Origin of the sequence: Pseudomonas helleri (genome assembly GCF_001043025.1) — a bacterium.
Classification (GTDB): domain Bacteria; phylum Pseudomonadota; class Gammaproteobacteria; order Pseudomonadales; family Pseudomonadaceae; genus Aquipseudomonas; species Aquipseudomonas helleri.
This window is the reverse complement of record NZ_JYLD01000002.1, coordinates 549,713-562,516: the sequence shown is the minus strand read 5'-3', so window position 1 is coordinate 562,516 and position 12,804 is coordinate 549,713. Positions and strand designations below refer to the sequence as shown.

Here is a 12,804-nt window from a genome sequence, read left to right as displayed (position 1 = left end):
GACGACGAGTGCCGCTGGCAGACAAGGCACAGAGGTGGAGCTAATATCGCCAACAATAAGTCCAATATCGCCGGGTTAGCCCATGAACGTCCGTATTGATTTGCTCCACGGCCCGCACAGCATGACCGGGACGCTGTTCAGCGTTATCGATATTCTGCGCACCTTCAACACGCTCTGGCAGATGCGTAACCCCGACAAACGCGGGGCGTTCTTCCATTGGCGGCTGATTGATGCGGCAGGCAATGAGCTGCCGCTGCCCGACTGGATGACGGCCATGCAGTCGCCTGCCGGGGGGCGCAAAACCTTGCGACCCTCGCAAACTGCGCTGTTTGTCCCGGGCGTGCAGATGAAAAGCGTCCCCGACCTCAACCATGTGCTCGACCAATGCAGCGAAGAGCTGGACTGCATCGCCCGCTACCACTCCCAGGGCCGGGTTATCGCTGCCAGCTTCAATGGCCCGGTGATGCTGGCGCGTGCCGGGGTGCTTAATGGTCGGCGCGCCACGGTCACGTGGATGATTGCCAACTGGTTTGCGTCCAGCTTCCCCGCCGTGCAGATGGCGATGGAAGGCCCGGTTGTGGTGGATGGTCCGGTTTTTACTGCCGGGGCACCGGCGGCGGTCTGCGACTTGGTGGTTGAACTGATTCGCCATTTCGCGGGCGAAGAAATGGCGCAAATTGCGACCAACGGGCTGCTCTATCACCCCATGCGTTTTGAACAGTCGGGCCTGAACTTTCCCGGCATCTCGGTGAAAACCCGCGACAGTGTGGTGTTTCGCGCCAAGCACTGGCTACAGCAGCATATTCAGACGCCCTACAGCCTGGAGCGCGTGGCCCAGGCCGCGACCGCCAGCCCGCGTACCTTGTTGCGCCATTTCAAGGAAGTCGAAGGCATGACCCCGCTGGACTACCTGCACCGCCTGCGTGTGGAACGGGCCAAACAGCTGCTGGAAGTGACGCTGATCGACCTGACTGAGGTCATGGAATATTGCGGCTACCAGGATGCCAGTGCCTTCCGCCGCCTGTTTCGGCGCGCCACCGGGGTCACGCCCTCTGAGTATCGGCGCCGCTACACCATGCGTGTTTCCAGCCGTTGGTGGCGCGCCGATGAACCGGGTGCCGATGAGCGGGCAGATGACCTGATCAAGTCATTGGGGATTGAACCGGGCGACAACGCGGGCCATTGATGGCAGGCAGCCGCCATCGAGACACTTGCCTAACCGGTTTTTCCGTGCAATAAAAATGGCCACTTTGGTTCGGCCTTCAGGGCTCAACGCGACGAACCGCACGTTATTTTTCGCAAATACTGAATGACCCCGGTGCGCTGGCCGTGAGTGGCTGGCACACTGGCCCGTGATAAAGGCATCGACCTTGCCGATGCCGCATAACCTGCCAAGAACAGCTTTCGAGGTAATCATGTCTGTCCCGAGTATCGACTGGAGCACATTGGGCTTCAATTACATCAAAACCGACTATCGCTACCTGTCTCGCTGGAGCGACGGCAAGTGGGACAACGGTGTTCTGACTGAAGACAACGTGCTGCACATCAGCGAAGGGTCCACTGCCCTGCACTATGGGCAACAGTGCTTCGAGGGCCTGAAGGCCTATCGCTGCAAAGACGGTTCGATCAACCTGTTCCGCCCGGACCAGAACGCCCTGCGCATGCAACGCAGCTGCGACCGTCTGATGATGCCGCATGTGTCGGTTGAGCAGTTCATCGACGCGTGTACCCAGGTTGTCAAAGCCAACGAGCAGTTCATCCCTCCGTACGGTTCGGGTGGCGCGCTGTACCTGCGTCCGTTCGTGATTGGCGTGGGCGACAACATCGGCGTGCGCACGGCACCGGAATTCATTTTCAGCGTGTTCTGCATCCCGGTTGGCCCGTACTTCAAAGGCGGCATGAAGCCTTGCAACTTCATGATCTCCGACTACGACCGCGCCGCGCCAAATGGCACCGGTGCTGCCAAAGTGGGTGGCAACTACGCCGCCAGCCTGCTACCGGGTTCCGAAGCCAAAAAGGCCGGTTTTGCAGATTGCATCTACCTGGACCCGCTGACCCACACCCACATTGAAGAAGTCGGCTCGGCCAACTTCTTTGCCATCACCAAAGACAAACAATTCGTGACCCCGCGTTCGGCCTCGGTACTACCGGGCATCACGCGTTTGTCGTTGATCGCACTGGCCAAAGAGCGTCTGGGCCTGACCGTGGTTGAAGGCGATGTACGCGTAGACGAACTGGAGCGCTTCACCGAAGCGGGCGCGTGCGGCACCGCTGCCGTCATCACCCCGATTGGTGGCATCCAGTACCGCGACAAACTGCACGTCTTCCATAGCGAGACAGAAGTAGGTCCGGTAACACAACGTCTGTACAGCGAACTCACCGGCATCCAGTCCGGCGACGTCGAAGCTCCGGCTGGCTGGATCGTCAAGGTCCCAGGCTCGCAACAGGCTTAAATACGCCTGCCTCGCGATTTTTTAAAAGCTCAAAAGATCGCGAGGCAAGCTCGCTCCTACAGGCGGCTAGTAGATGAGCAAACCTCAGCAGAGCGCCATTTGCGGTTTGAAGTGACTGGACGTGAGTCGTTTGAGGGCAATAGAAAGCGACTGATCGTCGAACAACCTGCTTTTACGGGCAGCAGCATCAGCCCCGCCATCCCAATGCTTTAATGCTTCGCGCACGGCTGGAAGCGTCGGGGAGACATCTTCCTGGCTCAGTAGCCAATCGACTGTCGCCAACAACTCCATACCGAACGGTGACTCAAAACCATCGATTAATTCGGCGGTGTATTCCAGGACTTGAGAATATTCCTTGGCCTCTGTTTTGAGATAAGCCTGCAAAAAGTCTTTTCGATCTTGGTCAAACCAGATCACATCATTGATTCCCGCATCACTGATGCGCTTGTTGCAATGAAGGTAGCTGCCATCCAGATTGTTGAGCAGATGCTCCAACCGATTGGCGTAGGGGCCATAGGTGTGAGCAATGAACTTCAGTTTCAGCGGGTTTTGTGTGTCTGGCAGTTTTTCAATAGTGCGCTCAAGGAACCATGCCAGTTTTTGAATCTCCAGCAGGCTGCATTCCATCCCTAGAACCCAATAACGCCGTACCAGTTCGGCAATAAGTGCCCGAGCTGGCGTTAGCTTTTCCACACCACTGCGTTTAGCGACGTTCAGATACTGGCTAGAGGGTTCAAACACCAGTACCTCTACATCCAGATCACTCAAAACATTAACGATCTGATCGCGGACTTCAGGCCATTTCAAGCCACCATTACCAGCACCCAGCGGTGGAATTGCTATGGATTTGACCTGGTTTTCAATCAGGAAGCGGCGTAAATCATGCAGGCCTTCAGTGACCCAGGCCATCTGCGAAGGTGAGCGCCAGTGACGTTTGGTCGGGAAGTTTACGATCCACCTGGGGCCTTCAAGCTCGTTGACTTCGGTGACGTGAACCTTGCCTGTTTCTACTTCGCCAGCTTTGCAGGCGGCCGCATACAGACGATAGTTTTGTGCAAAGCGCTCTTTGAACATCAGCGCAATACCTTTGCCCATCACCCCGACGGTATTGACCGTGTTGACGAGGGCTTCGGTTTTGGCTTCCAGAAGGTTGCCTTGGGTAAATGTGATCATTGGAAATACCATCCCGGCCGGGCATGCACTGCTAGCGTCAGGCCCCTGGCGGCCACGTCCTGCTCTATGCGTGCTTTCACTGCATCGGTGTAGCACATGATGCCAAGGAGTCCTGTAATCGGTAGGTGGTGGTGAATCAGCGCTTCGGCCTGATATCGCTCCATTTTTCGGGGGTCATCAGGGTCACGTTTAAAGTCGCGTCGTTGAAGGATAGGCCAGTCGATCTCATGCAGGCTGTCCAGATCGCTGTAATAGTCTGTCCAATCCGGGTAGGCGTGTGCATTTGTAAAGACGAACGGTAACCCTAGCTCGGCGACGCGGTGCAAGCTGGAGACCAGAATCACGATTTCATCGTTGCCGCGCTGCTGAACGCTCCATCCTGAGTGAATGTTTTGCATCATCACAGAGAAGGGCGTGAAGTAGAAGGGTACGTAATCGGCCAACATGCCTGACGGCTCAATAGGAACACGCCGAGTGCGGCGCTTGTCTATTAATTCAGCATTGCCAATATTCACGTAATGGGGCGCCTGCACCTCGGAGCTGGCGCAGTGCAGGCCGTTGTCCAGAATCCAGGGCAGATTGTCACGGTGGACGATCCGCCAAATCAGCGCTTTTTCTGGATTCAGACTGTTGTAAATCATCTAAGAAAAATTCCTCGGTTCACTCTGGTTTGGGCAATGCCGTACAGGTAATAAAACGCTATCTGTAAATTCGCACTGACATGGACGCTTTCCGGTGATGGCTACGAGATGTGCTGATTGACACGCGAGTATAGGTTAACGGCCCATCAGGTATCTCATATGGATGAGAGGACTCTCACGCGCCAGCTTGGATTTACGCAGCCATGCTCAGGTCGTAATTGTCCAACAGGCTGTTGGACTTATTGGGCTTGGGAGCCGTAGCCGACGGCCGACGACTGTTGCATGCACACACAAACTGTAGGAGCGAGCTTGCTCGCGATCCTTTGATCTTTCTTGTGTCTACCAATATCCAGAAAAGTTTGGTCGTAATTCTTTTTAAGTATTTCTGGCTATAACTCGCGCTCGGTAAAGTATCGCTACCTTCGATCGTTACCTACGCTGGAATTCCTTGCCATGAGCGGCCCCTTGGGACATTCGACCCCGATTTTGACGTTCCCTCAGGGTGAAAAGGACCCCCTGTCTATCCGGGCCAAGGCCCTGGTGTTTGCCGACCCGCGTTCGCGCCAGTTGCTGGATTTTTTGCAGCAGGTGGGGCCGAGTGAGGTGCCGGTGTTGATCAATGGCGAAACCGGTACCGGCAAGGAGCTGGTTGCCCGTTATTTGCACGCGGCCAGTGGCCGGCGTGGCGCCTTTGTTGCGGTTAACTGCGGGGCGATCAGTGAAACCCTCGCCGAGAGCGAGTTTTTCGGCCACGAAGCCGGGGCCTTTTCCGGGGCCACCGGGCGGCGCGCAGGCTGGTTCGAAGAGGCCGATGGCGGCACGCTGTTTCTCGATGAAATTGGTGATCTGCCGCTGCCGTTGCAGGTCAAGCTGCTACGCGTGTTGCAGGAGCAGGAGGTGGTGCGCGTCGGCTCGCGCAAGCCGGTGAAGATTGATGTACGGCTGGTGACCGCCACCAACGTCGATCTGGAGCAAGCGGTGGAGGCGGGTAATTTCCGTCTTGATTTGTTTTACCGGGTCAACGTCGCCCAAGTCTCGGTGTTGCCGCTGCGTGAGCGCCCGCTGGATATCCTGCCGCTGGTGGAACACTTCCGCCGTCTTTACAGCGCGCGCTTGAAGATCAATGAACCGATGCTCTCTGAATCCGCGACGCAAGCGCTGCTGGATTACCCGTGGCCGGGCAATATTCGTGAGCTGGAAAACGTCGTGCACCTGGCGTTGCTGGTGGCCGGTGACAAGCCGATCCGCCCGGAGCACCTGAAATTTTCAGGTGGGCTCAGCGTGGCCAAGGCCGGGGCGAGTACGCTGAGCAAGCTGCCGCAAGAGGTGATGCGTGAGCAGTTGCTGCGTTTGTTCGAGGTGCCGGGGGACACGTTGCTGCATGACATTGAAGACTTGATCGTGCGCGAGGCCTTTGCCTTTTGCGGTTTCAACCAGTTGCGCACCGCCGCGCTGCTGGGCATCACCCGTAATGCCATGCGCACGCTGCTGGTCAATCACGGGATGCTCAAGGGGCGCGCACCGAGCTAAGTGCGGCCGATGCGTCGTAACAGTGGCAGCAACTCCGCGCCTTGGTGGATGGCCTCTTCCAGGTGCGGAAAACCCGACAGCACAAAACACTCCACGCCCAGTTGGTAGTACTCCTCGATGCGCTGGGCGACGTGTTCATAGCTGCCCACCAGCGCAGTACCCGCACCGCCACGCACCAGGCCGACACCGGCCCAGAGGTTGGCCGACACTTCCAGTTCCCGCGCGCGTCGTCCGCGACCTTTGACCAGCCCCGTCTGGCGGGTCTGGCCCACCGACTCATACGCGGCCATCTGCAACTGCGCCCGTTCGATGGCCTCTTTGGGGATCTCTTCCAGCAACCGCTCGACATGCGCCCAGGCTTCATCGTCGGTGGGGGCGGCGAACACGTGCACGCGCAGACCAAAGCGCAGAGGGCGGCCGCGGGCGGCGGCGCGTTCGCGCATGTGCAGGATGCGTTCAGCGATCATCGCCGGGGGCTCGCACCACATCAGGTAGGTTTGCGCATGGGCCGCGCCGACCTGTTCGGCGGCCTGCGAAGCACCACCAAAATAGATCGCGGGCGCCGGTGCCTGAGGCGCGATGGGGGCGCCGCCTGCGCTGCGGTAATAGCGCCCGTGATAGGGCTGGCTGCGGCCGCTCCACACCGACTGGAACACTTCAAGAAACTCGGCGGTGCGCGCATAGCGTTCGTCATGCTCCAGAAAATCCCCCAGTGAGCGCTGCTCAAACCGGCTCGAACCGCTGACCACATGCAGGTCCAGACGCCCGTCGCTGAGCAACTGCAAGGTCGCTGCACGATGGGCGCTGTAGGCGGGCAGTTCGAGGCCGGGGCGCACGGTCAGCAAAAAGCGCAGGCGGCGTACTTCTTGGGCCAGCACGGCGGTGATCAACCAAGGGTCTTCGAAACCGCTGGCGGTTGGCACCATGATGCCGTCGAAGTCACCCAATTCGGCCGCCCGCACCACTTGGCGCAGGTAGTCGAGGGTGGGCGCGCGTTCGCCCTGCTGGAACAGCCCGACACTGGGCAGGCCGCTGCTGGTCAGGTGGCGGCCGTCGCCGTTGGTGGGCAGGAACCAGTCAATCTCGATGGCCCCGTTAGCGGGTGTGGGCATGTCAGGCGTTCTCCTTGCGCAGGCCCTGAGCTGCCAGCAGGGGCAGGACCTGTTCACCAAAGCGCAGCACGTCGCTGACCGACGGCTGGCTCTGAATCACGATGTGTTCGATCCCCAGGCCATGCAGTTCTTGCAGGCGGGTGGCGAGTTGTTGCGGGGTGCCAATCAGGTACGCCGGTTGTCCCGGCGCCGTTTGCAGCAGATTGGGATGGACCTCGAAATGGCGCAGCGGGTGGCCACTGCGTTGCAGGCGCAGCACGCTTTCGGCTTCGCTGGTCGGGGCGGCCGGTAGCGCTGGCAGTTGTCGGGCGGCGGCCTCCCAGGCCAGCGCTTCGGTGTCGGCGAGGATCAGCCCGAAGGTGCAGGCAAACGCGAGCGGTGTTGACGGCTCGGGGCTGGCGGCGCGCTGACGCTCGATGGCCTGGCGCAACTGTGCAGGCGGCGCTGCCCGTAACAAACAAACCTGCGCCTGGCTGGCTATCAGCGCCGGGCTCTGGCTGTCATTGAGGACGATGGCCGGGGCGGGCAAATCGCGGCGGGCATAACCGGCGTTTTCCAGTTGGAAGTAGCGGCCGCTGTAAGTAAAACCACCGTCGCAGCCGCGCAACAGGCGCCCGAGGATGTCGAGATACTCACCGATGCTTTCGCTGCGCTGGTCACGGTTGAGCCAGTCGTCGAAGGTGTGGCGCGCGGTGCTCTGCTGGCTGTCCGGCAGGTGCAGGCGCACGCGGTTGGCGCTGATCGATTGCAGGCTTTGCACGGTGCTGGCCAGCGCGGCGGGGAGCATCACTTGCGGCGGCACACTGACCGTCAGTTGCAGGTGGCGGGTATGTGCGCACAGCGCGGCGGCCACGCCCAGGCTGTCGGCACACTGGGAGCCGCCGGGTATCCACAGGCCATCAACGCCTGCGTATTCGACGGCCTGGGCCAACTGAATCCAGTGCCCTGGCTGCGCCGTCCAGTCGGGCGTCGCGCCCGCTGCGCAGAGCGGCAGTTGCCAGCTGAATTCAAGAGGCATGGGCAGGTTCCGTAACGGGGAGGATGCTGGCGCTGAAACGGTTGCTTGGTCGCGGCAGGCCCAGGTGTTCACGCAGGGTGCTGCCGCTGTAGCCGTGGCGCAACAGCCCGCGGTGTTGCAGCAATGGAATCACATGCTCGACGAAGGTGTCGATGGCGTCGGTCGAGTCGGGGAACAGCACATTAAAACCATCGCAGGCGCGGGCCTGGAACTCGTGTTCTAAATGCTCGGCGATGTCATTGGGCGTGCTGCCCAGCGGGTTGACCGTGGTCAGAATCTTGAGGTATTCAGGGTTTCGGCCCACGGCAGCAGCACGCTGTTTGATGTCGTGATAGAAGGCTTGGGCAGCGGGCAGGTCTCGCTGTTCGGCGATGATCACGTCAGCCACGCGGATGGCCAAGGTTTTGTCTGCTTCTGATGTGAGGGTGTGCACCCGCAGCGGGTGGCCTTGCGGCGGGCGGGCGACGTTCAGTGGGCCGCGCACCGAGAAGTGTTCACCCTTGTGGTTGAGGGTGTGCAGTTTGCCGGGGTCAAAATAGCGGCCGCTGGCTTTGTCACGGATAAAAGCGTCGTCGTCCCAGCTGTCCCACAGGTCGTTAACCAGGTCGTGGCGTTCGTTTGCGCGCTGGCTTGACGGCTCGCTGGCAACGCCCCAGGCGGCGCGGCCGTTGGACAGGTGGTCGAGGGAGGCGAGTTTACGGGCGATGTGGTACGGCTCGGGATCGTGCGGGGTGGCGATGAGGCCGATGTGCTCGGTGACGGCGGCCAGGGCCGATATCAAGGTCAGCGACTCAAACTGTTCGGGCGGTTCGGTGAAGCTCAGTGCAGCGAATGTGCCGCGTTCGGCGCTGCGGGCGAGGGCCTTGAGGCGCTCGAAGTCCGGGCGACGGGTGTTGGCGGTGAAACAGGCACCCACTATCAATGGGTCGGTACGGCGGGTCATGACAGCCTCCGTGCAAGTGTTCGGCAAAGCCCTGCCGCCGCTGGGGCGGCAGGGCAATGGGTCAGAAGTTGTACGTCACGCCGGTGTACCAGTAGCCGCCGGTGGTGCCGTACGGTGAGAAGTTGCCGTACGGGAAGGCGCCCGAGCTGCTCGGCAGGTTTGTGCGTTCCGGGTAGATGTTGAACAGGTTGTTGGCGCCCGCCGTCAGGGTCAGGCTGGAGGTCAGGTGGTAGTCCACGTTGAGGTCGGTGATCCAGGCTGGCGAGAACGTGCGGTCGTAGATTTCGGCGGTGCCGTACTGGGTGTACTCGCCGTAGCGGGTCAGGTTGAGGCCGATATCAAACTTGTTGATGGTCCAGGTGGTGCCCAGAATCAGCTTGGACTCCGGGTTGCCGTGCTTGAGGTTGCCCTGACGCTGACGGTTGTAGCCGCCGTCCGGGCCGAGGGTGGCCTGGGCCAGGGGCGAGGCGTGGATGTCGTCAATCTCGGTGGTGTTCCAGTTAAAGCCCAGGGTGTAGCGCAGGTTGCCGTAGGCGCCCAGGTTCTGGCGGTAGTCACCGATCAGGTCGATGCCGCGGGTGGTGGTGTCCAGTGCGTTGGTGAAGTAAGTCACCGCCTGGTTGGTCGGCAGCCCGGCGGCACCGAGGATGGCGTCGATTTGCGGCGTGCCGCCGAGGTAGCCGGTCTGGTCGATGCGGTCCTTGATTTTGATCTGGTAGGCATCGAGGGTGATGCTGGTGGCATCGGTCGGTTGCAGGGTCAGGCCCAGGGCGAAGTTGGTGGATTTCTCCGGCTTGAGGGTGGTGGCCCCCAAAGCCTTGGCCACTTCCGAGTCGACCGCCACGTTGCGGTAGTTGAACAGGTTGCCGTTGACGCTGGTCTGCGAGGTGGAGCTGTAGATCTGCTGGGCCAACGAAGGCGCACGGAAGCCGGTGCTGACGCTGCCGCGCACGGCGAGGATCGGCGTCAACTGATAGCGGGTGGCGATTTTGCCGTTGGTGGTGGTGCCCGAACCGTCGTTGTAATGCTCGTAACGACCGGCCAGATCAACGTGCCATTTGTCGGTCAGGTCCTGACCAATCTCGCCATAAGCCGCCAGGCTGGTGCGGCCTTTTTGGTCGGCATCGGCAGGCGTGGTGCCAGCACCGGAGATAGTCCCCGGCGCAATCGGGTTGCCGCTGACACCTGTGTCAAACGGGCCGCTGGCGTATGAGGCGTAGTCGCCCTTGCCGATTTTGTAGTTCTCGTAACGTTGCTCCAGGCCCCATGAAATCTGCGTCGGTTTGGCCAGACCAAAATCGAAGGCGCGGGTCAGGTCGAGGTTGTTGGTCCACTGGCTGAAGGTCTTCACCCCGGTGTCGACCGAGGTCGGCGAATCAGGGCCGTAGCTCAGGTTGTAGGTGTGGCGCAGGGTGGCTTCGGCGTGGTCCTGGCCGTACGTGCTGGACAGGTCGTAGTCCCAGCCGGCGACGGTGCCTTTGCCACCGAAGGCCACCTGAAAGTCGTTTTCGATAAAGCGCAGGGTGTCTTCGATCCCTTCCGGGAACGGCGTGGCAATGCCGTCAAAGCTGGCGGGCTGGTGGAAGGCCAGAGGCTTTTCCGAGTTGCGCCGGGTGTAGGTCGAGAATGAGTACAGGGTCAGGTCATCGCTGACTGGCAGCTCGGCGTTGTAACCCAAACTGAAGTTGCGCGCCTCGGGCAGGCCGGTGCCGTAATAGGTGTGCTCCAGTCTGGTGTTGCCCGCGCTGTCGGTGTACGGGGCTTTGTCGGAGCGGTCGGAGACCTTCTGGTGGCGCACGTCCAGGCCAAAGTTGATAAAGCCGTCATTGGGCAGGGCAAGGCCGACGTCGCCGGTCTGGCGGATGGTTTCGCCATCACCGTTTTGGTAGTTCTGGCCGTAGGTGGTTTTCAGGCTGCCACCGTGGTCGGTCTGTTTGAGGACGATGTTGATCACCCCGGCGATGGCATCCGAGCCGTACTGGGCCGAGGCGCCGTCACGCAGGATCTCGACATGATCGATCAATGCGGTGGGGATCATGTCGAGGTCGACCGGCTGCGAGCCGGAGTTCAGCGACGTGCCGTTGTTGAGCAGGGCGCTGTTGTGGCGGCGCTTGCCGTTGACCAGCACCAGCACCTGGTCGCCGTTCAAGCCGCGCAGGCTGATGGGGCGCACCACCGACGCGGAACCATAGCCGGACGACGCCGGCAGGTTGATGGACGGCAACACGCGGTTCAGGGCGCGGGTCAGGTCAGGCTCGCCGGTGGCCAGCAACTGCTGGGACGAGATCACGTCCACCGGCGCGGTGCTTTCGGCCAGGGTGCGAGCCTGGCCACGGTTGCCGACCACCACGACGGTGTCCAGCGGGTTGTCGCTCTTGCTCTCGGCGGCCAGCAGCGGGCTTGCGGCCGTCGCGGCTTCGCACACGGCAAGAAACAACAGGCTGCGGGCGAAGATCTTGCGCGGCTGGGGTAAACCCGTGATACGTGAAGAAGTCATGGTACGAAGGCTCCAGTGTGTTCCCCGGTTCGCGCCCTGCTGGGTGGCCAACCTTGTCGGGTAAGGCGACGGCATTGGCGTCGCGTAAAAAGTGGTGAGTAGCGGCTTGTTGCCGGATGCTCTGGGGCATCAGTCTCAAGCTCTGGTGCAAAGGCCTTGAGCAAGGGCTGTGCCATTGTTGAAAAGCCTTTGTTAACAACGGCTTGCACGGCGGGTGTGAGCGGGGTTGGTGTTTTTGTAGCAACGCCCGGTCAGGGTGTTGATTTTTCTACAGGGGCATTGGATGGCGAACCGGCTGTTGACGGCGCTCTCGGCTTTGGCACATCACTTGCTCCACATCGGGTACCACCACCTTTTCAGGAAGCAATTGAATGCCACATCCCGGACCCCGCAACTTGCTCACCGACATCCCTGGCCTGCTGGTCGGCCACGCCATCGATGAACGTGTCGATACGGGCGTCACGGTGATCCGCACCGATCGCCCGTGTACCGCCAGCGTCGACATTCGTGGCGGCGGTCCGGGCGGGCGCGAGTCGGCGGCGCTGGAGCCGGAGAACATGGTCGGGCAGTTGCATGCGCTGGTGTTCTCTGGCGGCTCGGTGTTTGGCCTGGGCGCTGCGGATGCGGTGACGGCGGCGTTGTCGGTGCAAGGTATTGGCCTGCATTTGAAGGCGGGCGCGCCGGCCATCCCTATCGTTCCGGCTGCCGTGTTGCACGACCTGTCCAATGACGGCGACAAGGACTGGGGGCTGGAGCCGCCTTATCGTCGCTTGGGCTTTGAGGCGCTGAACAACTGCGCCGAGGATTTCGACCTGGGGGCGGCAGGCGCGGGGCGGGGCGCGATGGCGGGCGTGCTGCAAGGCGGTTTGGGCTCGGCCTCGCTGGATTTGGGCGACGGCCTGATGGTGGCCGCGCTGGTGGTGGCCAACCCGATCGGCTCGGTGTACATGCCCGATGGCGAAACCTTCTGGGCGTGGCCGTGGGAAATCGCCGGCGAGGCGGGAGGTGCGCGGCCGCAGGGCGAACAGGACTGCAACGACCCGATGCCTGAACTGTCACGGCTCGACTCCATGGGCCGCCTGCAAGCCGGTGCCAACACCACGTTGGTGGTGGTCGCCAGCACCGCGCAGATGAGCACCGCCGATTGCAAACGCGTGGCCATCATGGCTCAGGACGGCATTGCCATGGCGGTGCGCCCGGCGCACTTGCCGTTCGATGGCGACACCGTATTTGCCTTGGCCAGCGGCGAGGTTGAACTGAGTGCTGGCGCCCGCCGCCAGGTCGATATCGGCCGCATCGGTTCGGCGGCGGCCACCTGCGTGGCCCGCGCCATCGCCCGTGGCGTTTATCAAGCCCGCCGTTGAAACCCCCAAATCTGTGGGAGCGGGCTTGCTCGCGATCGGATCAACGTGGTCTGGCAGAGATACCGAGTTGTCT

10 protein-coding genes are annotated in these 12,804 nt (G+C 61.2%); 4 read left to right on the top strand and 6 right to left on the bottom strand.

All coding sequences use genetic code 11. From position 1 onward, the window contains the following. The first annotated feature begins 82 nt into the window (after nucleotides 1–82). Both TU84_RS05225 and TU84_RS05220 read left to right on the top strand, forming a co-directional pair. Entirely contained in the window at nucleotides 83–1,186 is a 1,104-nt protein-coding gene (locus TU84_RS05225; RefSeq protein ID WP_174479314.1) for a GlxA family transcriptional regulator, read from the top strand. A 229-nt stretch (nucleotides 1,187–1,415) separates the two neighbouring features. Continuing rightward, nucleotides 1,416–2,453, top strand: coding sequence for a branched-chain amino acid aminotransferase (locus tag TU84_RS05220; protein WP_048367715.1), 1,038 nt, complete (start codon nucleotides 1,416–1,418; stop codon nucleotides 2,451–2,453). 84 nt (nucleotides 2,454–2,537) lie between these two features. On the opposite strand, the gene darG is transcribed toward TU84_RS05220, so the two are convergent. Both darG and darT read right to left on the bottom strand, forming a co-directional pair. Continuing rightward, on the bottom strand, nucleotides 2,538–3,626 hold the full coding sequence (darG, locus tag TU84_RS05215; protein WP_048367713.1) for a type II toxin-antitoxin system antitoxin DNA ADP-ribosyl glycohydrolase DarG: 1,089 nt from the start codon (nucleotides 3,624–3,626) through the stop codon (nucleotides 2,538–2,540). Continuing rightward, nucleotides 3,623–4,267 carry a type II toxin-antitoxin system toxin DNA ADP-ribosyl transferase DarT gene (darT, locus tag TU84_RS05210; protein ID WP_048367712.1) on the bottom strand — a complete coding sequence of 215 codons (645 nt, stop codon included), beginning with the start codon at nucleotides 4,265–4,267 and terminating at the stop codon, nucleotides 3,623–3,625. The genes darG and darT overlap by 4 nt, the downstream gene beginning before the upstream one ends. A 453-nt stretch (nucleotides 4,268–4,720) precedes the next feature. On the opposite strand from darT, the gene TU84_RS05205 reads away from it, so the two are divergent. Next, nucleotides 4,721–5,797, top strand: coding sequence for a sigma-54 interaction domain-containing protein (locus tag TU84_RS05205; RefSeq protein WP_048367710.1), 1,077 nt, complete (start codon nucleotides 4,721–4,723; stop codon nucleotides 5,795–5,797). On the opposite strand, the gene TU84_RS05200 is transcribed toward TU84_RS05205, so the two are convergent. From TU84_RS05200 to TU84_RS05185, 4 genes are all read right to left on the bottom strand, one after another. Beyond that, complete coding sequence (locus tag TU84_RS05200) at nucleotides 5,794–6,909, bottom strand: LLM class flavin-dependent oxidoreductase (protein WP_048367709.1); 1,116 nt, start codon at nucleotides 6,907–6,909, stop codon at nucleotides 5,794–5,796. The genes TU84_RS05205 and TU84_RS05200 overlap by 4 nt on opposite strands. A gap of 1 nt (nucleotide 6,910) precedes the next feature. Beyond that, complete coding sequence (locus TU84_RS05195) at nucleotides 6,911–7,927, bottom strand: LLM class flavin-dependent oxidoreductase (protein WP_048367707.1); 1,017 nt, start codon at nucleotides 7,925–7,927, stop codon at nucleotides 6,911–6,913. After that, the gene (locus TU84_RS05190; protein WP_048367705.1) at nucleotides 7,917–8,870 is read right to left on the bottom strand and encodes an LLM class flavin-dependent oxidoreductase; all 954 of its coding nucleotides are present in this window, start codon (nucleotides 8,868–8,870) and stop codon (nucleotides 7,917–7,919) included. Before TU84_RS05190 ends, TU84_RS05195 begins: the two co-directional genes overlap by 11 nt. 61 nt (nucleotides 8,871–8,931) lie before the next feature. After that, nucleotides 8,932–11,367, bottom strand: coding sequence for a TonB-dependent receptor plug domain-containing protein (locus TU84_RS05185; protein WP_048367704.1), 2,436 nt, complete (start codon nucleotides 11,365–11,367; stop codon nucleotides 8,932–8,934). Between the two features lie 371 nt (nucleotides 11,368–11,738). Here TU84_RS05185 and TU84_RS05180 point away from each other — a divergent pair, with 371 nt between their 5' ends. Further along, nucleotides 11,739–12,731, top strand: a complete 993-nt coding sequence (locus TU84_RS05180; RefSeq protein ID WP_048367701.1) for a P1 family peptidase — start codon at nucleotides 11,739–11,741, stop codon at nucleotides 12,729–12,731. Nucleotides 12,732–12,804: the final 73 nt, after the last annotated feature.

Bases quoted from the DNA above. Each gene is read 5' to 3' on its own strand.
- TU84_RS05225 (WP_174479314.1), top strand. From the start codon at position 83: ATGAACGTCCGTATTGATTTGCTCCACGGCCCGCACAGCATGACCGGG.
- TU84_RS05220 (WP_048367715.1), top strand. From the start codon at position 1,416: ATGTCTGTCCCGAGTATCGACTGGAGCACATTGGGCTTCAATTACATC.
- darG (WP_048367713.1), bottom strand. From the start codon at position 3,626: ATGATCACATTTACCCAAGGCAACCTTCTGGAAGCCAAAACCGAAGCC.
- darT (WP_048367712.1), bottom strand. From the start codon at position 4,267: ATGATTTACAACAGTCTGAATCCAGAAAAAGCGCTGATTTGGCGGATC.
- TU84_RS05205 (WP_048367710.1), top strand. From the start codon at position 4,721: ATGAGCGGCCCCTTGGGACATTCGACCCCGATTTTGACGTTCCCTCAG.
- TU84_RS05200 (WP_048367709.1), bottom strand. From the start codon at position 6,909: ATGCCCACACCCGCTAACGGGGCCATCGAGATTGACTGGTTCCTGCCC.
- TU84_RS05195 (WP_048367707.1), bottom strand. From the start codon at position 7,927: ATGCCTCTTGAATTCAGCTGGCAACTGCCGCTCTGCGCAGCGGGCGCG.
- TU84_RS05190 (WP_048367705.1), bottom strand. From the start codon at position 8,870: ATGACCCGCCGTACCGACCCATTGATAGTGGGTGCCTGTTTCACCGCC.
- TU84_RS05185 (WP_048367704.1), bottom strand. From the start codon at position 11,367: ATGACTTCTTCACGTATCACGGGTTTACCCCAGCCGCGCAAGATCTTC.
- TU84_RS05180 (WP_048367701.1), top strand. From the start codon at position 11,739: ATGCCACATCCCGGACCCCGCAACTTGCTCACCGACATCCCTGGCCTG.